Source organism: Bacillus cereus (assembly GCF_025917685.1).
Classification (GTDB): domain Bacteria; phylum Bacillota; class Bacilli; order Bacillales; family Bacillaceae_G; genus Bacillus_A; species Bacillus_A cereus_AT.
The window spans coordinates 32,501-54,091 of sequence record NZ_CP089518.1; the positions used below are offsets into that span (position 1 = coordinate 32,501).

Below are 21,591 nucleotides of genomic sequence, written 5' to 3' on the forward strand. Positions count from 1 at the left end.
CGGAAAGCCGCAGTGAATAGGCCCAAGCGACTGTTTAGCAAAAACACAGGTCTCTGCGAAGCCGTAAGGCGAAGTATAGGGGCTGACACCTGCCCGGTGCTGGAAGGTTAAGGAGAGGGGTTAGCGTAAGCGAAGCTCTGAACTGAAGCCCCAGTAAACGGCGGCCGTAACTATAACGGTCCTAAGGTAGCGAAATTCCTTGTCGGGTAAGTTCCGACCCGCACGAAAGGTGTAACGATTTGGGCACTGTCTCAACCAGAGACTCGGTGAAATTATAGTACCTGTGAAGATGCAGGTTACCCGCGACAGGACGGAAAGACCCCGTGGAGCTTTACTGTAGCCTGATATTGAATTTTGGTACAGTTTGTACAGGATAGGCGGGAGCCATTGAAACCGGAGCGCTAGCTTCGGTGGAGGCGCTGGTGGGATACCGCCCTGACTGTATTGAAATTCTAACCTACGGGTCTTATCGACCCGGGAGACAGTGTCAGGTGGGCAGTTTGACTGGGGCGGTCGCCTCCTAAAGTGTAACGGAGGCGCCCAAAGGTTCCCTCAGAATGGTTGGAAATCATTCGTAGAGTGCAAAGGCATAAGGGAGCTTGACTGCGAGACCTACAAGTCGAGCAGGGACGAAAGTCGGGCTTAGTGATCCGGTGGTTCCGCATGGAAGGGCCATCGCTCAACGGATAAAAGCTACCCCGGGGATAACAGGCTTATCTCCCCCAAGAGTCCACATCGACGGGGAGGTTTGGCACCTCGATGTCGGCTCATCGCATCCTGGGGCTGTAGTCGGTCCCAAGGGTTGGGCTGTTCGCCCATTAAAGCGGTACGCGAGCTGGGTTCAGAACGTCGTGAGACAGTTCGGTCCCTATCCGTCGTGGGCGTAGGAAATTTGAGAGGAGCTGTCCTTAGTACGAGAGGACCGGGATGGACGCACCGCTGGTGTACCAGTTGTTCTGCCAAGGGCATAGCTGGGTAGCTATGTGCGGAAGGGATAAGTGCTGAAAGCATCTAAGCATGAAGCCCCCCTCAAGATGAGATTTCCCATAGCGTAAGCTAGTAAGATCCCTGAAAGATGATCAGGTTGATAGGTTCGAGGTGGAAGCATGGTGACATGTGGAGCTGACGAATACTAATAGATCGAGGACTTAACCATATAATATGTAGCAATGTTATCTAGTTTTGAAGGAATATGCCTTCATAGTTTGGTGATGATGGCAGAGAGGTCACACCCGTTCCCATACCGAACACGGAAGTTAAGCTCTCTAGCGCCGATGGTAGTTGGGACCTTGTCCCTGTGAGAGTAGGACGTCGCCAAGCAACTAAAAACACAAGTCTTTTGACTTGTGTTTTTTTGTATTGTTAAACGGTATGTAAAAGAAGTAATGATAATACAAACACGTTGCCCAAGAGTTAATCATATTATATAAGAGATTGATGTATATTTTTCTGTAAATTGTTAAGGAATAGAAGTATAAAATATGTCCATTTAAATAGGGAGGGAAGGTTATGAAATCACAAAGCGAAGTTTGCATTGTTTGTGAGACAGAAAGAAAAGAAGGTATATATGTTTATAATAATTTAATTTGTTATGAATGTGAAAAAGATATGGTGAATACGGAGACAAATGATCCGAAGTATATATATTATTTAAAACAACTTCGAAAATTAGAAGTATCATATTTTTAAATAGGCATATGCCTATTATTTTTTTTGTTCTGTATAATAGATATAGAATGAATAATAAGGAAGAGATATAGATGAATCAAAATCGTATGCCTTTGTATGAGGCGTTAATGGAATTTAAAGAAAGACGACCACTATCTTTTCATGTTCCAGGTCATAAGAATGGTTTAAACTTCCCTCAGGAAGCTACAGGAGGGTTTAAGGACATATTATCGATAGATGTAACAGAGTTAACAGGATTAGATGATTTACATAGTCCGTTTGAATGTATAGATGAAGCACAGCGATTATTAGCTGAAGTATATGGTGTGCAAAAAAGTTATTTTTTAATTAATGGTTCAACAGTTGGAAATTTAGCGATGATTTTGTCTTGCTGCGGCGAACATGATATTGTCCTCGTGCAAAGAAATTGTCATAAATCAATCATTAATGCTTTGAAATTAGCAGGGGCTAACCCAGTCTTTTTAAATCCATGGATTGATGAAGTACATAACGTACCAGTAGGTGTTCATGATGAAGCTATCAAGGAGGCAATTACAAAGTATCCGAATGCTAAAGCACTTATTTTAACACATCCTAATTACTATGGTATGGGGATTGATTTAGAGGCAAGTATTGCTTACGCACATGAACATAAAATTCCTGTTCTAGTAGATGAAGCACATGGGGCACATTTTTGTATAGGAGATCCATTTCCAAAGTCAGCATTAGCTTATGGCGCGGATATTGTGGTTCATTCCGCACATAAAACATTACCTGCAATGACAATGGGATCTTATTTACATATAAATAGCCGTTTGGTGAGTAAAGAAAAAGTGTCCTCCTATTTAAGTATGCTACAATCTAGTAGCCCATCGTATCCAATTATGGCATCCCTTGATATAGCCCGTTTTGCAATAGCGGTTATAAAGGAAAAAGGTCATGATGATATTGTTGAGTTTTTACGCCGATTTAAAGAAGAATTGCGATCAATCCCGCAAATAGCTATTTTACAATATCCGTTGCAAGATGAATTAAAGGTTACGGTGCAAACTCGCTGTCAGTTATCGGGGTATGAATTACAGTCTGTATTTGAAAAGGTCGGTATATATACGGAAATGGCAGATCCATATAACGTCCTATTTATATTACCGTTACAAGTAAATGGGGAGTATATAAAAGCTATAGAGATAATTCGAGTAGCTTTGCAGCAATATAAGGTAAAAGACAAGACAGCATCAATTCGTTATACTTATAAAGGGGAGATTTCCCCTTTACCGTATACGTATAAACAATTAGAGAGATACGAAACGAAGTTAGTATCTATAGAAGAAGCCGTTGGTATGATAGCTGCAGAAATGGTGATTCCGTATCCACCTGGAATTCCATTGATCATGTATGGAGAGAGAATTACTCAGGAACATACAAAGCAAATTACTCATTTAGAGAAAACAGGGGCTCGTTTTCAAGGTAGTACGAAATATATGAACGTGTATGATATAGAAAGTAGGTTTTAGGATGAAGGGATTATTTGTAACAATTGAAGGGCCAGAAGGTTCGGGTAAAACAACATTAATTAAAAGTTTATTACCATATTTTGAGCAAAAGGAACAAAAGGTAATGGCGACCAGGGAACCGGGTGGTATTGCAATTTCTGAAGATATTAGAACAATTTTACATAAACAAGAATATACGATGATGGAAGCACGTACAGAGGCGCTTCTGTATGCTGCTGCACGTAGACAACATTTAGTGGAAAAAGTTATGCCAGCACTTGAGGAAAACTATCTTGTACTATGTGATCGTTTTATAGATAGCTCTTTAGCGTATCAAGGATATGCAAGGGGCTTAGGTATGGATAAAGTATTTGAAATTAATCGTTTTGCAACGGAAGATTGTATGCCTAGTTTAACAATTTATTTAGACATTGAGCCAGAGGTTGGGTTAGCACGAATTGAAAAAGATGCAGGACGCGAAGTAAATCGACTAGATATGGAAGACATCGCTTTCCATAAACGCGTGCGTGAAGGGTATTTACAAGTTGCAGAGCGCTTCTCTGATCGTATTGTAGTAGTAGATGCTGATCAACCAATGGAAAAACTTATAGAAGAAGTTATTCAGATTGTAGAAGATAAATTGTTATAATAGAAGGAAAGAATGAAATAAGTGAGGTATGCATTATGATAAAGACGTGGGAGCAGCTTTCTGCTATACAGCCCATCGGTGTCAAAATGTTGATGAATAGCATTGCAAAAGAGCGTATATCCCACGCTTACTTGTTAGAGGGAGGGAAAGGGACCGGGAAGTTCGCAACAGCAATTCAAATGGCAAAAAGTTTTCTCTGCTTACAAAGAAATGGTGTAGAGCCTTGTCATGTATGTACGAATTGTCGCCGAATTGATTCAGGTAACCACCCAAACTTACATATTGTAAAACCCGATGGATTATCTATTAAAAAACAGCAAATCCAAGATTTACAAGAAGAGTTTTCAAAAACAGGATTAGAAGCAAATAAAAAAGTATATATTATTGAGCATGCAGATCGTATGACAGCAAATGCAGCGAATACACTCTTAAAGTTTTTAGAAGAACCAAGTAGTGATACAACAGCCATTTTACTTACTGAACAAAGTCATAAGATTTTAAATACAATCTTATCTCGTTGTCAAGTTGTTACATTTAGGCCGTTACCTACAGAATCCTTAATTAAGAGATTAGAGGAAGAAGGTATTACAGTTTCTTTATCTACACTGGCTGCACAGCTTACAAATAGTTTTGAAGAAGCTTTATTAATGTGTAATGATGAATGGTTTGCACAAGCGAGAGCTTTAGTGATAAAATTATGTGAAGCGCTCGAAAAAGATAAGGCCTCTATTTTTTTTGTACAAGAAAAATGGGGGAAGCACTTTGGAGAGAAAGAACAATTACAGCAAGGCTTAGATATGTTACTCCTTATTTATAAGGATTTATTATATGTTCAACTTGGAGAAGAAGATCGTCTTGTTTTTCATGAGCAGAAAGAGATGTTTGAATCCTTTTCTTATGCTCAGAAGCGCATTGTATCAGCTCTCTTTCATATATTAGAGGCAAAAAATAGAATCAACGCTAATGTAAATGCGCAGCTTGTGTTCGAACAGTTAGTGTTGCGGTTGCAGGAGGGATGACCGTTTTGTATGATGTAGTAGGTGTTCGCTTTAAGAAGGCCGGGAAGGTATATTACTTTGATCCAAATCAGTTCGATATCTCAGAAAATGAGTTCGTAATTGTAGAAACGGTAAGGGGTATTGAATACGGAAAAGTAGTTATTACCAAAAAGCAAGTTGATGAAAACGACGTTGTATTACCGCTTAAAAAGGTTATTCGTATTGCAAATGAAAATGATCGTACCATTGTTGAAGAGAATAGGCATGCTGCGAAAGAAGCATATCAAGTTTGTCAACAAAAGGTAGGAGAACATAATCTTGATATGAAGCTTGTAGATGTAGAGTATACGTTCGATCGTAATAAGATTATTTTTTACTTTACTGCGGATGGTCGGATTGATTTCCGGGAACTAGTGAAAGACTTAGCGGCAATTTTTAGGACAAGAATTGAGCTGAGACAGATCGGCGTTCGTGACGAAGCAAAAATGCTTGGTGGTATTGGTCCATGCGGTCGTATGCTTTGTTGTTCTACTTTTTTAGGAGATTTTGAACCTGTATCCATTAAAATGGCAAAGGATCAAAATTTATCATTAAATCCTGCAAAAATCTCTGGTTTATGTGGTCGCTTAATGTGTTGCTTAAAATATGAGAATGATGAATATGAGGCAGCAAAGGAACAACTTCCTGATTTAGATCAACGTATACAAACCCCGCATGGTACTGGCCGTGTTATCGGATTAAATATTTTAGAAAGATTAATTCAAGTGGAACTAGTAGACAAGGAACGGATAGTAGAATATACGTTAGATGAATTAATTAATAAAGGGGTCGTTTCGAGTCAAACCACAGATTAATGAGGTGGGTGCTTGTGGAGAAAAAGGATATTTTTGCATCAGTTTCTAGTATGGAAGAGCAAATTGGACATTTATACAAACAGTTGGGAGAATTAAAACAACATCTTGCAGAATTATTGGAAGAAAACCAACATATAAAAATGGAAAATGAAAATTTGCGACATCGTTTTGAAGAAGTGCAGAATAAGGAAAAACAAAAAACTCAAAAACGCAAAGAAATGAAGCCAAAAACAGATATCGGTGAGGGCTACGATAACTTAGCGAGACTGTATCAGGAAGGTTTTCATATTTGCAATCTACATTATGGAAGTGTACGTAAAGAGGGAGATTGTTTATTCTGTCTGTCATTTTTAAATAAAAAGTGAGATTACCTTTCCAATATAATTGGAAAGGTAATTTTTTATACATGAGAGTAGAATGAAATTTATTTTTACATTAATAGAGGATGAAATAGGGTAGGTTAAATGTAAGAAAGGGAGCAATATATGAATTTATATGAAGATGAACGTTTAGATTACTTATTAGCACAAGATATGAAGATTATACAAAGTCCATCAGTATTTAATTTCTCTTTAGATGCTGTATTACTTGCAGACTTTGCTTGGGTACCAATTCAAAAAGGTAATTTACTTGATTTGTGTACGGGGAATGCGGTTGTACCTCTTTTATTGAGTACAAGGACAAAAGGGACAATTACAGGTGTAGAGATTCAAGAGCGCCTATATGATATGGGAATAAGAAGCGTTCAATACAATAATTTAGAAGAAAGAATTCATTTAATCCATGGAGATTTGAAAGATATGCCGGAGAAACTCGGACGCCATCAATATGATGTTGTAACGTGTAATCCTCCTTATTTTCAAACACCGCAAACTTCTGAGAAAAACATGAATGAACATTTAGCGATAGCTCGTCACGAAATTATGTGTACATTAGAAGATGTTGTATATGCAAGTAGCCAGTTGGTAAAACAGGGTGGGAAAGTTGCATTTGTACATCGGCCCGGTCGTTTTCTCGATATCGTTACATTGATGCGTAAATACAAAATTGAACCGAAACGTGTGCGATTTGTTTATCCTAAGGCTGGTAAAGAAGCGAATACATTGTTAATTGAAGGAATTAAGGATGGAAATGCAGATTTGAAAATCTTGCCACCTCTTTTTGTATATGAAGAGAATAACGAATATACAGAGGAGATTCGTTCAATTTTATATGGAGACGAATAAGCATTGTTTTTATGTGGTGGAGTGTTCTGATGGAAGTTATTATGCTGGATATACAAATCATATAGAAAAGCGGATTCAGACTCATAATAATGGAAAAGGTGCTAGATATACACGTGCTAGACTTCCGGTTGTTTTAAAATATGTAGAGGATCATGAGGATAAACGAACGGCTATGCAAGCTGAATATCATTTTAAGCAGTTAACGAGGAAACAAAAAGAAGAATACATGCAAAAAGGAGAACGCTATGTGGCAGCAAAAAAGCTTTCAGCAAAATGAAAAGGGAGTTTTATATTTAGTACCAACTCCAATCGGAAATTTAGAGGATATGACATTTCGTGCAATCCGAATTTTAAAAGAGGCAGATATTATTGCTGCTGAAGATACAAGACAAACGAAGAAGCTTTGTAATTATTTTGAAATTGAAACACCAGTTATGAGTTATCACGAGCATAACAAAGAAGTAAGTGGACGAAAAATTTTAGATAAGTTAGAAGATGGTAAGACTGTAGCCATTGTGAGCGATGCCGGTATGCCGTGTATTTCTGATCCTGGTTACGATATTGTTGTAGAAGCTGTAGCAGAACAATATCATGTTATCCCGCTTCCAGGAGCAAATGCGGCTCTTACAGCATTAATTGCATCAGGACTTGAAACAAAGCAGTTTTATTTCTATGGATTTTTGCAAAGAAATAAAAAGGAAAGAAGAATGGAATTAGAGAAGCTTCGTTACGTACAAACTACAATGATGTTTTATGAAGCACCTCATCGTCTAGATGATACTTTAATCTCAATGCAAGAAGTTTTAGGAAATAGGGAAATCGCATTATGTCGCGAGCTAACGAAAAAATTTGAAGAATTTATTCGTGGAACAATTGAGGAAGCGATTGAGTGGACGAAGCAAAATGAAGTACGTGGTGAGTTTTGTATTTTAGTAGCTGGTTCAACGGAAGAACCTGCTCCAGAAGAACAATGGTGGGAATCTGTTTCAGTACATGATCATATTGAACATTATATAAATGAAAAAGGCATGAATTCAAAAGAAGCGATTAAAACAGTCGCTAAAGATCGAGATTTGCCGAAAAGGGATGTATATCAAATCTATCATGTCGATAAAAAATAAGCTTCTCATAATTGAGAAGCTTATTTTGCTGTTTCGATATAATCTTGAAGTTCGTTTAAGACTTGCTCAGCGCCTTCTTTGCTTAAGATAATTTTGCCTTCAGCTAAAGATAGGTTACCATCAGATACTTCACCAGTTACTTGGCAAGTCATGTTTGGTTTATATTTTTTTAAGATGATTTTCTCGTCATCAACGTAGATTTCAAGAGCATCCTTTTCTGCAATACCTAAAGTACGGCGTAATTCGATTGGAATTACCACACGACCTAATTCATCAACTTTACGAACGATACCAGTAGATTTCATAATTCTTTTCCTCCTAAATAAATAGTTTATAAGTTACGAGTCTATTTTTTTGATTCGTCATTTTTCGACAAAATACCCTATGGACATATGATACCAATCATTTACATTTCCGTCAATTCTTAAATTCTATATTTTTTAAAAAGATTTATAGATTTCTTACTTTTTATATATAATAGAATGTGGGTAATTACTATAATTATTTCGTTTTATTTTCTGAAAAATATATATATTCCAGAGAAGGGCTGTATAATTTTTAAAAATATGAGTAATAGATGATAAAGATATCGAGCATTAACTCGTTTTTATATGTGAGTTTTTGATATACTGTTTATAAATACATATGAGGTCATCCGGGAGGTCCAAAACAATGACAGAGGAAAATAAGTCCTTTTATATTACTACCCCAATTTATTATCCAAGTGGAAAGTTACACATTGGACATGCTTATACGACAGTAGCAGGAGATGCGATGGCACGATATAAGCGTATGCAAGGATACAATGTTCATTATTTAACAGGAACTGATGAGCATGGACAGAAGATCCAAAAGAAAGCAGAAGAACTAAATGTTACACCACAAGCATATGTGGACAACATTGTATCAGGGATTAAAGAACTTTGGGAGAAGATGGATATCTCTTATGACGATTTTATTCGTACAACTGAAGATCGTCATAAAGACGTCGTTGAGAAAATCTTCAAGCAGCTAGTAGATCAAGGTGATATTTATCTTGATGAATATGAAGGTTGGTATTCTGTACAAGATGAAACATTCTATACAGCGCATCAATTAGTAGATCCAATTATGGAGGGCGACAAAGTAGTTGGTGGAAAAAGCCCAGATAGTGGTCATAATGTAGAGCTTGTTCGCGAAGAGTCTTATTTCTTTAGAATGGGTAAATATGTAGACCGACTATTAAAGTTCTATGAAGAGAACCCTCATTTCATTCAACCAGAGTCTCGTAAAAATGAAATGATTAATAATTTTATTAAGCCAGGATTAGAAGATTTGGCTGTTTCTCGTACTTCATTTGATTGGGGAGTTCGTGTTCCAGGGAACCCAAAACACGTTATTTATGTATGGGTAGATGCTTTGTCTAATTACATTACTGCATTAGGATATGGAACAGAAAATGAAGAGAAATATAAAAAATTCTGGCCAGCAGATGTTCATTTAGTTGGAAAAGAAATCGTGCGTTTCCATACAATTTATTGGCCAATTATTTTAATGGCGTTAGATTTACCACTTCCGAAGAAAGTCTTTGCTCATGGCTGGATTTTAATGAAGGATGGAAAAATGAGTAAGTCAAAAGGAAACGTAGTAGATCCAGTTACACTAATTGATCGTTACGGATTAGATGCATTACGTTACTACTTACTTCGCGAAGTTCCATTTGGCTCTGATGGCGTATTCACACCAGAGGGATTTGTTGAACGAATTAACTTTGATTTAGCGAATGACTTAGGAAACTTATTAAATCGTACAGTAGCTATGATTGATAAATACTTTAACGGGGAAATCCCTGCATTTAAAGCGAATGTAACTGAGTTCGATGAAACGCTAGTTACATTTGCGAAGGATACATTGAAAAAAGTAGAAGAGGCAATGGAGAATATGGAGTTCTCTGTAGCACTAAGTTCTATTTGGCAGTTAGTTAGCCGTACGAATAAATATATTGATGAAACACAGCCGTGGGTATTGGCGAAGGATGAGAATGATCGCGAAAAACTTGCGTCTGTAATGTCGCACTTAGCAGAGATACTTCGTCAAACAGGTATTATGCTTATGCCATTCCTAACAGTAGCACCAAGTAAGATGTTTGCTCAACTTGGACTTACTGAAGAGGCACATAAATCTTGGGAAAGCCTATCTACAATTGGATGTATTCCAGCTGGCACAAAAGTAGAAAAAGGAAACCCAATTTTCCCTCGTTTGGAAATGGAAGTAGAGGTAGAGTATATTAAAGAACAAATGAAGGGCTCTGCGCCTAAAGTAGAAGAGAAAAAAGAAGAAGAACCGAAGGCAGAAGAAATTACAATTGATGATTTCTTTAAAGTAGAATTACGAGTAGCTGAAGTAATATCGGCTGAACCTGTGAAAAAAGCAGATAAGTTGTTAAAAATTCAGCTTGATTTAGGCACAGAAAAGCGTCAAGTTGTTTCGGGAATTGCAAAATTCTACTCACCAGAAGATCTAAAAGGTAAAAAGGTAATTTGTGTAACAAACTTAAAACCTGTAAAATTACGTGGTGAATTATCGCAAGGTATGATTTTAGCAGGTGAAGAAAATGGCGTATTGTCATTAGCAACAATCGACCAAAATTTACCGAATGGTACAAAGATCAAGTAATTGGGACAAGAAAAGAGATGTTTCACGTGTAACATGTGTGAAGCATCTTTTTTCTTTTTAAATTCCCCTTTTTTGCATTAAAATTGTAGTATTGTTATCGTTAAGTTAGAAAAGGCTTAATTTTTTCTGGGATAAAATTGATTTCAATATAAAAGGAGTTATTTATTATGTTGTTTGATACACATTCACATTTAAATGCAGAGCAGTTTGAAGAAGATTTACAAGAAGTTATTGCAAGGATGAAAGAAGCGGGAGTTACATATACAGTTGTTGTTGGATTCGATGAAGTAACAATAAAAAAAGCGATTGAATTAGCTGAAGCCTATGATTTTATTTATGCTGCAGTTGGGTGGCATCCCGTTGATGCTATCGACATGACAGAAGAACATTTAGTTTGGTTAGAAGAATTAGCTGTCCACCCTAAAGTAGTTGCTCTTGGAGAAATGGGACTAGATTATCACTGGGATAAGTCTCCAAAAGAAATACAGAAGGAAGTATTCCGTAAACAAATTACATTAGCTAAAAAGGTAAAATTACCGATTATTATACATAACCGCGATGCAACTCAAGATATTGTTGATATCCTAGAGGAAGAGAATGCAGCTGAGGTGGGAGGCATTATGCATTGCTTTAGCGGTAGTGTAGAAGTAGCACAGCGATGTGTTGATATGAACTTTTTAATTTCATTAGGTGGGCCTGTTACATTTAAAAATGCGAAGAAACCGAAAGAAGTTGCTATGGAGATTCCATTAGAAAAATTATTGATAGAGACAGATTGTCCATATTTAACACCACATCCATTTCGAGGGAAACGAAATGAACCTAGTTATGTAAAACTAGTGGCAGAAGAAATTGCGAATTTAAAAGGAATTTCTTATGACGAGGTAGCACAAATAACAACAAAGAATGCAAAAGCTTTATTTGGTGTCGAATAAAAAAGAGTGGGGGAGTCCCATTCTTTTTTTATTTTTTAGAAGAGAGACAGTAGAAATGCTAAGAGCCCATTATTTACCCATAACATAAGTGTAGAAATATTGCGGATAAATTAGGATGGAGATAGAAGTGTTACAATAAGAATAGTGAACAAAGATTTTTCTCTTCTACTTTTTAAAATGTACGATTGGGAAAATAATAATGGAAAAGTCGTCATTTTTTTGTTTTACTAAGTAGAGACGAAACGAGTGTGGAGGCAAGCATGAAAATTAAAGAGATTATCGTTGTAGAAGGTAAAGATGATACAGTTGCGATTAAACGTGCTGTTGATGCGGATACAATCGAAACGAACGGTTCAGCAATCGGTGATCATGTTATTGAGCAAGTTAAATTAGCGCAGCAAAAACGAGGCGTTATTATTTTCACAGATCCGGATTATCCTGGAGAGCGTATTCGAAAAATTATTTCTGACAAGGTTCCTGGATGTAAGCATGCTTTTTTACCGAAGGAAGAAGCACTTGCTAAAAGGAAAAAAGGTGTTGGTATCGAACATGCTTCTAATGAGTCGATTCGCCGTGCTTTAGAGAATATACATGAAGAAATGGAAGCTTACACAAGTGAAATTAGTTGGAGTGATCTAGTCGATGCGGGCTTAGTGGGCGGAGAAATGGCAAAGAGTCGCAGAGAAAGAATGGGTAAGCTATTAAAGATTGGTTATACAAACGCAAAACAGTTACATAAACGTTTACAAATGTTTCAAGTTTCAAAGGAATCATTTGCAGAAGCTTATAAACAAGTAATACAGGAGGAAAAGAAATGAAAGATATAGCAACACCAAATCGTACAAAAGACATTGTTGAAAAGTATGGATTTTCATTCAAAAAAAGTTTAGGACAAAATTTTTTAATTGATACAAATGTATTAAATCGTATCGTTGATCACGCAGAAATAGGTTCAGAAAGTGGTGCAATTGAAATTGGACCAGGTATCGGTGCATTAACAGAGCAATTGGCAAAGCGTGCTAAAAAAGTAGTGGCTTTTGAGATTGACCAGAGATTATTACCAATTTTAGACGAGACGTTAGCTCCATATAGCAACGTTACAGTTATAAATAAAGATGTACTAAAAGCAGATGTACATGAAGTGTTTAGTGAGCAATTCGAAGAAGGACAAGATGTAATGGTAGTAGCTAACTTGCCATACTATATTACAACGCCAATTTTATTTAAATTGCTTGAAGAAAAATTACCCGTTCGTGGATTTGTTGTTATGATGCAAAAAGAAGTTGGAGATCGTTTAGCTGCTAAACCTGGAACGAAAGAATATGGTTCTTTATCAATCGCCATTCAGTATTATACAGAGGTAGAAACAGTTATGACTGTACCGCGTACAGTGTTTGTACCACAACCAAATGTTGATTCTGCGATTATCCGTCTTCTAAAGCGTTCTAAACCAGTTGTAGAAGTGACAGATGAAACTTTCTTCTTTGAAGTAGTACGAGCGAGTTTCGCACAGCGTCGTAAAACGTTAATGAATAATTTATCAAATAATTTAAATGGTTTCCCGAAAGATAAAGAGTTGTTGGATCAAATTTTAACAGAAGTAGGAATTGATCCGAGGCGAAGAGGCGAAACGCTATCTATCGAAGAGTTTGCAACATTAAGTAATGCATTAGTTCTTCATAAATTGTCATAAGAATATGAAAGGGACAGTTCAACTTGAGCTGTCCCTTTTGTCACCTTTCCTTTCCTAAATTCATACTTTAAAAGCAGGTAAGATGGCCTAACGAGTTTGGAGGTAGGAGAATGGCTTTACATGTTGGAGAATTAGTGGAACGATATTCTCATAATAGGGATATTCTTTTTCGTATTATAGAAATAAAAGGCGAGATAGCGATATTGTTTGGGGAAGAAATTAGACTTGTGGCGGATGCGCCGCTTGAAGATTTAATTAGTATAGATCAACGAGAACATAAAAAAAGAGTGAAGCGTGAAAAAGAAACAATGGAGCGTACGTACCGTTTATTTCAACAAGATTATGTATTAATGAAACAAAGACATGAACACACTTCAACAGGTGGATATACAAGTGAAGTGAATTACTTTCAAATGCCAGGGCGTGTATTGCATATAGATGGAGATCCTTTATATTTGCGCAAGTGTTTAGATTTATATAATAAAATAGGCGTTCCTGTACAAGGTATTCATTGTAAGGAAACGGAGATGCATGAAAAGGTAGTAGACTTAATCGATCATTTTCGTCCAGATATTTTAGTCATTACAGGACATGATGCATATACAAAGTCAAAAGGAGTCATGGGAGATTTAACAGCATATAGACATTCTAGACATTTTGTACAGGCTGTTCGAGAAGTGCGAAAAAAATATCCATCATTAGATCAACTCGTTATTTTTGCTGGAGCTTGTCAATCACACTTTGAGGCGCTGATTCGAGCAGGTGCTAATTTTGCTAGTTCGCCATCCAGAATTAATATTCATGCTCTAGATCCTGTATATGTAGTTGGTAAAATTAGCTTTACTTCATTTATGGAAAGAGTCAATGTATGGGACGTTGTGCGTAATACGATTACTGGTGAAAAAGGGCTAGGCGGAATTGAAACGAGAGGGATTTTGCGCACAGGATTACCCTTTCAACATTATGAAGAATGAGCAAGGTACATATGTATCTTGCTTTTTTATGCTGGAATGATTTGAATGAATTTGGATAAAAAACTGCAAGAACGTGCAGACTATACAATGATACTTTTACAATATAGTATTTCTTCTATCTATTCGAACGCATGATGCTTTTATAATGATATTGTCTGTAAATTGCGGTTAATAATTGGGATAGATATATCGTGTTTTAAGTGTTCAATCTAAATTACAGCGAGGTGTAGCAAGGGATATGTCAAAACGTTTAGATGATATTAAAAACGAATTAGATCACCATCTTGGACAGCGACTTATGTTAAAGGCGAATAGTGGAAGAAGAAAAACTGTAGAGCAATCGGGGGTACTTGCAGAAACGTATCGTTCGGTCTTTGTTGTACAATTAGATCAGCAAGAAGACGCATTGCAACGTGTATCGTATAGTTATGCAGATGTTTTAACAGAGACAGTAGAGTTAACATTTTACGATGAACCCCATAATGAAGCATTTTATAATTAATGTGTTATTTGTTACATATATTCCCACAAATGAAAAGCTATATTATTTTGCATACTAATTATACCGTAGCAAAATAAGGAGGGACTCTGCATTGAGTAGACGAAGAGGAGTCATGTCAAATCAATTTAAAGAAGAGCTGGCAAAAGAGCTTGGCTTTTATGATGTTGTTCAGAAAGAAGGATGGGGCGGAATTCGTGCGAAAGATGCTGGTAATATGGTGAAACGTGCTATAGAAATTGCGGAACAGCAATTAATGAAACGAAACCAGTAGTTGTAAGATACTTTCTATGCTACGGTAGCCGAGGAGAGATTCCTCGGCTTTTTGCACGCTAAAAGGTGCCATCATTTGATATAAGTAGTTTCATTCTGAATGCTTTTCGTTATAATTAGGGAAGTGTCATCGTCTTACTATAAATTTATGGTAAAATAAACGATAAAAGATTGAGTACATAGAGTGGGTGAATAGATTGAAGCTACTAGTGAAAGCGCCAGCAAAGATTAATCTGTCGTTAGATGTACTGGGAAAAAGACAAGACGGATATCATGAAGTGAAAATGATTATGACAACAATTGATTTAGCAGATCGTTTAGAGCTAATGGAATTAGCAGAAGACCGTATTGAAATTTTGTCCCATAATCGGTATGTCCCAGACGACCAACGCAACTTAGCTTATCAAGCAGCGAAATTATTAAAAGAGAAGTTTAATGTAAAAAAAGGTGTATCTATTACTATTGAAAAAACGATTCCAGTAGCCGCTGGATTAGCAGGTGGAAGTAGTGATGCAGCAGCGACATTACGTGGCCTTAATAAGTTATGGAATTTAGGAATTACAATCGATGAGTTAGCAAAGCTTGGCGCAGAAATTGGGTCAGATGTGTCGTTTTGTGTATACGGCGGAACTGCGATCGCCACTGGAAGAGGAGAAAAAATTGAACACATAAAGACTCCACCTTCTTGTTGGGTTATTTTAGCAAAGCCACACATTGGTGTATCGACTGCTGACGTATATGGAAATTTAAAATTGAATTGTGTTACACATCCAAATGTAGATAAAATGGTTGAAGTCATTAATGGCGGGGACTATAAAGGAATTTGTGATACTGTTGGTAACGTTTTAGAAGATGTGACATTTGCGATGCATCCTGAAGTTGCGCGTATTAAGGCGCAGATGAAACGATTCGGTGCGGATGCCGTATTAATGAGTGGAAGTGGTCCAACTGTATTTGGTCTTGTACACCATGATTCGCGAATGCATCGTATATATAACGGATTAAAAGGATTTTGCGAACAAGTATATGCAGTACGTTTATTAGGAGAGCGAGAAACGCTTGAATAAAGACGTATAATACGTTATGATTTGTTTAGAATATTCGTGATTTGAGGTGAGAGTATGAAAATTAGACGAAGTACAAGATTGGTCGATATGACTTATTATTTGCTACAAAATCCTCGTCAGCTAGTTTCTCTCACTTTTTTTGCTGAAAGGTATCAATCGGCTAAATCATCCATTAGTGAAGATTTAGTTATTATTAAGCAAACGTTTGAACAACAAGGGGTCGGCACATTGCAAACGATACCAGGAGCAGCAGGAGGAGTGAAATATATTCCCTATATAAGTGAAGAAGAGGCAAATCTAATTATTAATGAGCTTTGTAGCTTATTTGAAAATCCAGATCGCATTTTGCCTGGCGGTTACTTATATATGACGGATCTTTTAAGTAATCCTCGCCAGATTAATGGTGCGGGTCGTTTATTTGCTTCCGTTTTTGCTAGACAACCAATTGATGCGGTTATGACCGTAGCGACAAAAGGAATTCCACTTGCTTATGCAGTGGCGAATTACTTAGATGTACCGGTGGTAATTGCGAGAAAAGATAATAAGGTAACAGAAGGACCCACTGTTAGTATTAACTATGTATCAGGTTCCTCTAAGCGAATCCAAACGATGACTTTAGCAAAGCGTAGCCTTCCAGAAGGATCTAACGTTTTAATTATTGATGATTTTATGAAAGCTGGCGGAACCATTCAAGGTATGATGAGCATGCTAGAAGAATTTAAAGCTAACGTTGTTGGAATTGGTGTATTAGTAGAATCTACGGATATCGAAGAAAGGCTTATTAATAACTTTGTATCATTAATTCGTCTGTCGGAAGTTGATGTAAAAGAAAAGGCGATTCAAGTGGAGAAGGGGAATTATTCGCTTGCGCCATTTAATGAAGGAATTGTAGGGGCTGAGTAAAAAGGGTAAAGCAGATAGCTTTATCTTTTTTTATTCTATTTATAAATTATAAAATAGGTGGACAAACTGCTTTTCGTGCACTATTTTTAAAGAGTAAAAATAAATAATAAAAGGGTGAAAAGTATGAAAGTTGTTCAAACAAGCAAAGCACCACAAGCAATCGGACCATATTCACAAGGGATTATTGTAAATAATATGTTCTATAGTTCGGGACAAATCCCGTTAACGGCAAGTGGAGAACTTGTAACGGGGGATGTAACAGTACAAACAGAGCAAGTATTTGAAAATTTACAAGCAGTATTAGCAGAAGCTGGTGCTTCATTTGATACAGTGGTAAAAACAACAGTATTCTTAAAGGATATGGATGATTTTAATGCGGTTAATGAAGTATACGGTTCTTATTTCTCTACTCATAAGCCAGCGCGTTCTTGTGTACAAGTAGCAAAATTACCGAAAGATGTTTCTGTTGAAATCGAAGTAATCGCCCTAGTTAAGTAACCCTTTGTAAGCGATAACCTCTACTAATCTCTATATTCAATTACTTTAAAAATTTTTATCTTAAAAATTTTTAAAAAATTAAAGGGAAAATAGAAATTTTGTGGAATTTATACAAATATATCGCTTATTTAGAAAAGGGTGGTGAACACAAGATGGAAGTGACTGACGTAAGATTACGCCGCGTAAACACAGAAGGCCGCATGAGAGCAATTGCCTCTATTACTCTAGACCATGAATTTGTTGTTCATGATATTCGTGTAATTGATGGTAATAATGGATTATTTGTAGCAATGCCAAGCAAACGTACTCCAGATGGAGAATTCCGTGACATTGCACATCCAATTAATTCTAATACACGCTCTAAAATTCAAGATGCGGTTTTAACAGAGTATCATCGTTTAGGCGAGTTAGAAGAGGTTGAGTTTGAAGAAGCGGGCGCTTCGTAAAATTCGAATGAAAAGGCTTTCGAAAGAAAGTCTTATAATTTTGTAGCAAACTCCTGTAAGCATTTACAGGAGTTTGTTTTTTTTTGGAATAATATCTGTTTTTAATTATAAAAATTCATATTTAGAAAAATAAGGGTAGAAAACTTCTAATTTTTTCAAAATCATTTAAAATAGTATAGCTTATTTCTTAAAAAAGATACTAAAGAGTAAAACATCGTATAAGAATTATGGTAAAATTTAATAGTTATAATGTGTTTCTTGAAATATATGATGATTTAGGATAATATCGTTAATGGATAAATAGGTTGCGATGGAGGGTCTATATGTCAAACAGATTTGCAGTGATTCTAGCTGCAGGTAAAGGCACACGTATGAAGTCCAAGCTATACAAAGTGCTACATCCTGTATGTGGAAAACCAATGGTACAACATGTAGTCGATCAAGTATCTCAATTAGGGATGCAGAAACTTGTAACAGTCGTTGGACATGGTGCTGAAATGGTACAAGAACAGCTAGGAAACGTAAGTGAGTTTGCATTACAAGCAGAACAACTTGGTACAGCACATGCTGTCGATCAAGCTGCAAATGTACTTGCAAATGAAGAAGGAACAACTTTAGTTATTTGTGGTGATACACCTCTAATAACTGCTGAAACGATGGAAGCATTGCTTCAGCAACACGAAGAAGCGGGAGCAATGGCAACGGTACTAACAGCGTACATAGAAGAGCCTGCTGGATATGGCCGTATCGTTCGTAATGAGAATGGTCATGTTGAAAAGATTGTTGAGCATAAGGATGCAAATGAAAAAGAATTAGCTATTAAAGAAATCAATACAGGTACGTATTGTTTTGATAATAAAGCTCTATTTGCTTCACTTTCTAAAGTTTCAAATGATAATGTACAGGGTGAATATTACCTTCCGGATGTTATTGAAATTTTAAAAAATGAAGGTCATATTGTATCAGCTTATCAAACAGAGCACTTCGATGAAACGTTAGGTGTTAACGACAGAGTCGCTCTATCGCAAGCGGAAATTATTATGAAAAACCGTATTAACCGAAAAAACATGGTAAATGGTGTTACAATTATTGATCCAAGTAACACATACATTTCTGCTGATGCAATTATTGGCAGTGATACAGTTCTTCACCCAGGAACAATTATTGAGGGGAACACTGTAATTGGTTCTGATTGTGAAATTGGACCACATACAGTAATTCGCGACAGTGAAATTGGAGAGCGTACGGTAATTCGTCAATCTACTGTACATGACAGCAAACTTGGTACAGAAGTATCAGTGGGTCCATTTGCACATATTCGCCCAGATTCAGTTATTGGAGATGAAGTGCGCGTTGGAAACTTCGTAGAAATCAAAAAAACTGTTTTTGGTAATAGAAGTAAAGCTTCACACTTAAGTTATATCGGGGATGCACAAGTTGGAGAAGACGTGAATCTTGGTTGTGGTTCAATTACGGTGAACTACGACGGAAAGAATAAATTTAAAACTGTGATTGGTAACGGGGTATTTATTGGATGTAATTCAAATCTTGTTGCTCCTGTAACAGTTGAAGATGGTGCTTATGTGGCAGCAGGCTCTACAATTACAGAGAATGTTCCATCAAAAGCATTATCAGTAGCACGTGCACGTCAAGTTAACAAAGAAGACTATGTTGATCAATTGCTGAATAAGAAAAAATCATAATGTGGAGGGTTAATCTAGATGTCGACTCAATATCTAAATTCTAATTTGAAAGTATTCTCTTTAAACTCTAATAAGGAACTTGCTGAGCAAATCGCAAAGCATATTGGAGTAGGACTAGGAAAATGTTCTGTTGATCGTTTTAGTGATGGAGAAGTTCAAATTAACATTGAAGAAAGTATTCGTGGTTGCGATGTATTCATTATTCAATCTACAAGCTTCCCAGTAAACGAACATATCATGGAATTACTTATTATGATTGATGCATTAAAACGTGCATCTGCAAAAACAATTAATATTGTTATTCCTTACTATGGTTATGCGCGTCAAGACCGTAAAGCGCGTTCTCGTGAACCAATTACATCGAAACTTGTAGCAAACTTGCTTGAAACAGCAGGTGCAACTCGTGTAATCACTCTAGATTTACATGCTCCACAAATTCAAGGATTCTTTGATATCCCAATCGACCACTTAATGGGTGTACCGATTCTTTCAGATTACTTTGAAACAAAAGGTCTTAAAGATATCGTAATCGTATCTCCTGATCACGGTGGTGTAACTCGTGCTAGAAAAATGGCAGACCGCCTAAAAGCGCCAATCGCTATTATTGATAAGCGTCGTCCTCGTCCGAATGTATCGGAAGTAATGAACATTATCGGTAACATCGAAGGCAAAACAGCAATTTTAATTGATGACATCATTGATACAGCTGGTACAATTACATTAGCGGCAAACGCTCTTGTTGAGAACGGTGCTTCTGAAGTATATGCTTGCTGTACACACCCAGTATTATCTGGCCCAGCAATTGAGCGTATTCAAAATTCGAATATTAAAGAGTTAGTTGTAACGAACTCTATCGTATTACCAGAAGAAAAGAAAATTGATAAAGTACATGAACTTTCAGTTGCTCCATTAATCGGAGAAGCAATCATTCGTGTATACGAAGAAGAATCAGTAAGTGTATTATTCAATTAATTGGATAGAATGAGACGTAACCAAGATTGGTTACGTCTTTTCGTATCGAAAAAAGAAAGTAGTGGTACAAAGAATGAAATTAATAGTAGGACTTGGGAACCCAGGTAGAGAATATGAATTAACAAGGCATAATATTGGGTTTATGGCGATTGATGAACTTGCCAAGCGTTGGAATATTTCTTTGAATGAACAAAAATTCAAAGGGCTATTTGGTGCAGGCTTTGTTAATGGGGAAAAGGTAATCTTATTAAAGCCACTTACATATATGAATTTATCTGGGGAAAGTATCCGTCCGCTCATGGATTATTATAAAATTGATGTCGAGGACTTCATCGTCATGTATGATGATTTAGATATTCCTGTAGGTAAATTACGCCTTCGCATGAAAGGAAGTGCAGGTGGACATAATGGTGTGAAATCAACAATTTCACATTTAGGAACACAAGAATTTCAACGTATCCGCATGGGAATCGATCGCCCGAAAAGTGGGATGAAAGTAGTGGATTATGTATTAGGGCGTTTTACATCTGAAGAACTTCCTGGTGTCAATGGGTCCATTGAAAAGACAGCAGATGCATGTGAAGAGTGGTTAAATAAACCATTTCTCCAAATTATGAATACTTTTAATAGTTAAGAGTATAATCTAGAATATTTTATTTTGCTTTAACCCATACTAGTAGTAACTGGATATTTAGGAGGCTAGTATGGAAGGGTATTATTACTGTAGACATTGCGAGAGTAATGTAGGTTCCGTTACCGTAGAAAAAGTATATAGCGACGTTTTGCTTCAACTAACAGAGCAAGAAGTAGTGGATATGATTCATTTTCATGAGAATGGAAATATATATATAAAAACGATTTGTGAATCGTGTCAAGAAACGCTCGCATCTTATCCTGAGTATTATGAATATGAAAAATTTCTGCAATAAAATGTTGTCGCTTTGGCATGTCCAAAGCATTTTTC

At 36.6% G+C, this 21,591-nt stretch carries 25 protein-coding genes and 2 rRNA genes (1 of these 27 running past the window's edge); 26 read left to right on the forward strand and 1 reads right to left on the reverse strand.

Annotation, left to right across the window (positions count from 1 at the left end; genetic code table 11):
• From LUS72_RS00165 to rsmI, 11 genes are all read left to right on the forward strand, one after another.
• Positions 1-1,156 (forward strand): 23S ribosomal RNA (locus LUS72_RS00165) (it extends 1,766 nt beyond the left edge of the window).
• Positions 1,157-1,204: 48 nt separating this feature from the next.
• A 5S ribosomal RNA gene (gene rrf, locus LUS72_RS00170) occupies positions 1,205-1,320 on the forward strand.
• 189 nt (positions 1,321-1,509) lie between these two features.
• Positions 1,510-1,689 (forward strand): sigma factor G inhibitor Gin, encoded by a 180-nt coding sequence (locus LUS72_RS00175; RefSeq protein WP_000842053.1) that lies wholly within the window; start codon positions 1,510-1,512, stop codon positions 1,687-1,689.
• Between the two features lie 71 nt (positions 1,690-1,760).
• Positions 1,761-3,182, forward strand: a complete 1,422-nt coding sequence (locus tag LUS72_RS00180; protein WP_097832999.1) for an aminotransferase class I/II-fold pyridoxal phosphate-dependent enzyme — start codon at positions 1,761-1,763, stop codon at positions 3,180-3,182.
• A 1-nt stretch (position 3,183) separates the two neighbouring features.
• Complete coding sequence (gene tmk, locus LUS72_RS00185) at positions 3,184-3,810, forward strand: dTMP kinase (RefSeq protein WP_097832998.1); 627 nt, start codon at positions 3,184-3,186, stop codon at positions 3,808-3,810.
• A 35-nt stretch (positions 3,811-3,845) separates the two neighbouring features.
• Positions 3,846-4,829: a DNA polymerase III subunit delta' gene (gene holB / locus LUS72_RS00190; RefSeq protein WP_264448497.1), complete on the forward strand. Its 984-nt coding sequence runs from the start codon at positions 3,846-3,848 to the stop codon at positions 4,827-4,829.
• A 5-nt stretch (positions 4,830-4,834) separates the two neighbouring features.
• Complete coding sequence (locus LUS72_RS00195) at positions 4,835-5,662, forward strand: PSP1 domain-containing protein (RefSeq protein ID WP_002107285.1); 828 nt, start codon at positions 4,835-4,837, stop codon at positions 5,660-5,662.
• Between the two features lie 14 nt (positions 5,663-5,676).
• A complete protein-coding gene (gene yabA, locus LUS72_RS00200) occupies positions 5,677-6,027 on the forward strand; it encodes a DNA replication initiation control protein YabA (protein ID WP_000412059.1) in 351 nt (116 codons plus the stop codon).
• A 120-nt stretch (positions 6,028-6,147) separates the two neighbouring features.
• A complete protein-coding gene (locus tag LUS72_RS00205; RefSeq protein ID WP_097832997.1) occupies positions 6,148-6,888 on the forward strand; it encodes a tRNA1(Val) (adenine(37)-N6)-methyltransferase in 741 nt (246 codons plus the stop codon).
• Positions 6,875-7,165: a GIY-YIG nuclease family protein gene (locus LUS72_RS00210; protein ID WP_016131051.1), complete on the forward strand. Its 291-nt coding sequence runs from the start codon at positions 6,875-6,877 to the stop codon at positions 7,163-7,165. Before LUS72_RS00205 ends, LUS72_RS00210 begins: the two co-directional genes overlap by 14 nt.
• A complete protein-coding gene (rsmI, locus tag LUS72_RS00215; protein ID WP_264448498.1) occupies positions 7,134-8,009 on the forward strand; it encodes a 16S rRNA (cytidine(1402)-2'-O)-methyltransferase in 876 nt (291 codons plus the stop codon). The genes LUS72_RS00210 and rsmI overlap by 32 nt, the downstream gene beginning before the upstream one ends.
• Before the next feature lie 20 nt (positions 8,010-8,029).
• Here rsmI and LUS72_RS00220 read toward each other — a convergent pair whose 3' ends face one another.
• Positions 8,030-8,314 (reverse strand): transition state genes transcriptional regulator AbrB, encoded by a 285-nt coding sequence (locus tag LUS72_RS00220; RefSeq protein ID WP_000843037.1) that lies wholly within the window; start codon positions 8,312-8,314, stop codon positions 8,030-8,032.
• A gap of 367 nt (positions 8,315-8,681) precedes the next feature.
• On the opposite strand from LUS72_RS00220, the gene metG reads away from it, so the two are divergent.
• The 15 genes from metG (at position 8,682) to LUS72_RS00295 (ending at position 21,556) form a co-directional block, all read left to right on the forward strand.
• Entirely contained in the window at positions 8,682-10,664 is a 1,983-nt protein-coding gene (gene metG, locus LUS72_RS00225) for a methionine--tRNA ligase (RefSeq protein ID WP_097832995.1), read from the forward strand.
• Positions 10,665-10,831: 167 nt separating this feature from the next.
• Positions 10,832-11,599, forward strand: coding sequence for a TatD family hydrolase (locus LUS72_RS00230; protein WP_097832994.1), 768 nt, complete (start codon positions 10,832-10,834; stop codon positions 11,597-11,599).
• Between the two features lie 260 nt (positions 11,600-11,859).
• Positions 11,860-12,417 carry a ribonuclease M5 gene (gene rnmV / locus LUS72_RS00235; RefSeq protein WP_000692835.1) on the forward strand — a complete coding sequence of 186 codons (558 nt, stop codon included), beginning with the start codon at positions 11,860-11,862 and terminating at the stop codon, positions 12,415-12,417.
• Positions 12,414-13,292: a 16S rRNA (adenine(1518)-N(6)/adenine(1519)-N(6))-dimethyltransferase RsmA gene (gene rsmA / locus LUS72_RS00240; protein WP_097832993.1), complete on the forward strand. Its 879-nt coding sequence runs from the start codon at positions 12,414-12,416 to the stop codon at positions 13,290-13,292. Before rnmV ends, rsmA begins: the two co-directional genes overlap by 4 nt.
• 110 nt (positions 13,293-13,402) lie before the next feature.
• A complete protein-coding gene (gene yabG / locus LUS72_RS00245; protein WP_097832992.1) occupies positions 13,403-14,266 on the forward strand; it encodes a sporulation peptidase YabG in 864 nt (287 codons plus the stop codon).
• Positions 14,267-14,504: 238 nt separating this feature from the next.
• Positions 14,505-14,768 carry a biofilm formation stimulator Veg gene (gene veg / locus LUS72_RS00250; RefSeq protein ID WP_000044339.1) on the forward strand — a complete coding sequence of 88 codons (264 nt, stop codon included), beginning with the start codon at positions 14,505-14,507 and terminating at the stop codon, positions 14,766-14,768.
• 91 nt (positions 14,769-14,859) lie between these two features.
• Positions 14,860-15,039, forward strand: a complete 180-nt coding sequence (sspF, locus tag LUS72_RS00255; protein WP_002094215.1) for an acid-soluble spore protein SspF — start codon at positions 14,860-14,862, stop codon at positions 15,037-15,039.
• 196 nt (positions 15,040-15,235) lie between these two features.
• Positions 15,236-16,105: a 4-(cytidine 5'-diphospho)-2-C-methyl-D-erythritol kinase gene (ispE, locus tag LUS72_RS00260; protein ID WP_141533416.1), complete on the forward strand. Its 870-nt coding sequence runs from the start codon at positions 15,236-15,238 to the stop codon at positions 16,103-16,105.
• Positions 16,106-16,159: 54 nt separating this feature from the next.
• Positions 16,160-17,008: a pur operon repressor gene (gene purR / locus LUS72_RS00265; protein ID WP_098361756.1), complete on the forward strand. Its 849-nt coding sequence runs from the start codon at positions 16,160-16,162 to the stop codon at positions 17,006-17,008.
• 123 nt (positions 17,009-17,131) lie between these two features.
• The gene (locus LUS72_RS00270; protein ID WP_000869819.1) at positions 17,132-17,506 is read left to right on the forward strand and encodes a RidA family protein; all 375 of its coding nucleotides are present in this window, start codon (positions 17,132-17,134) and stop codon (positions 17,504-17,506) included.
• Positions 17,507-17,658: 152 nt separating this feature from the next.
• Positions 17,659-17,952 carry a septation regulator SpoVG gene (gene spoVG / locus LUS72_RS00275; RefSeq protein WP_000454042.1) on the forward strand — a complete coding sequence of 98 codons (294 nt, stop codon included), beginning with the start codon at positions 17,659-17,661 and terminating at the stop codon, positions 17,950-17,952.
• 323 nt (positions 17,953-18,275) lie between these two features.
• Positions 18,276-19,655, forward strand: coding sequence for a bifunctional UDP-N-acetylglucosamine diphosphorylase/glucosamine-1-phosphate N-acetyltransferase GlmU (gene glmU / locus LUS72_RS00280; RefSeq protein ID WP_097832989.1), 1,380 nt, complete (start codon positions 18,276-18,278; stop codon positions 19,653-19,655).
• An 18-nt stretch (positions 19,656-19,673) separates the two neighbouring features.
• Entirely contained in the window at positions 19,674-20,627 is a 954-nt protein-coding gene (locus LUS72_RS00285) for a ribose-phosphate diphosphokinase (RefSeq protein ID WP_000107420.1), read from the forward strand.
• A 73-nt stretch (positions 20,628-20,700) separates the two neighbouring features.
• A complete protein-coding gene (gene pth, locus LUS72_RS00290; RefSeq protein WP_264448499.1) occupies positions 20,701-21,261 on the forward strand; it encodes an aminoacyl-tRNA hydrolase in 561 nt (186 codons plus the stop codon).
• A 70-nt stretch (positions 21,262-21,331) separates the two neighbouring features.
• Positions 21,332-21,556, forward strand: a complete 225-nt coding sequence (locus LUS72_RS00295) for an anti-sigma-F factor Fin (RefSeq protein WP_000399437.1) — start codon at positions 21,332-21,334, stop codon at positions 21,554-21,556.
• Positions 21,557-21,591: the final 35 nt, after the last annotated feature.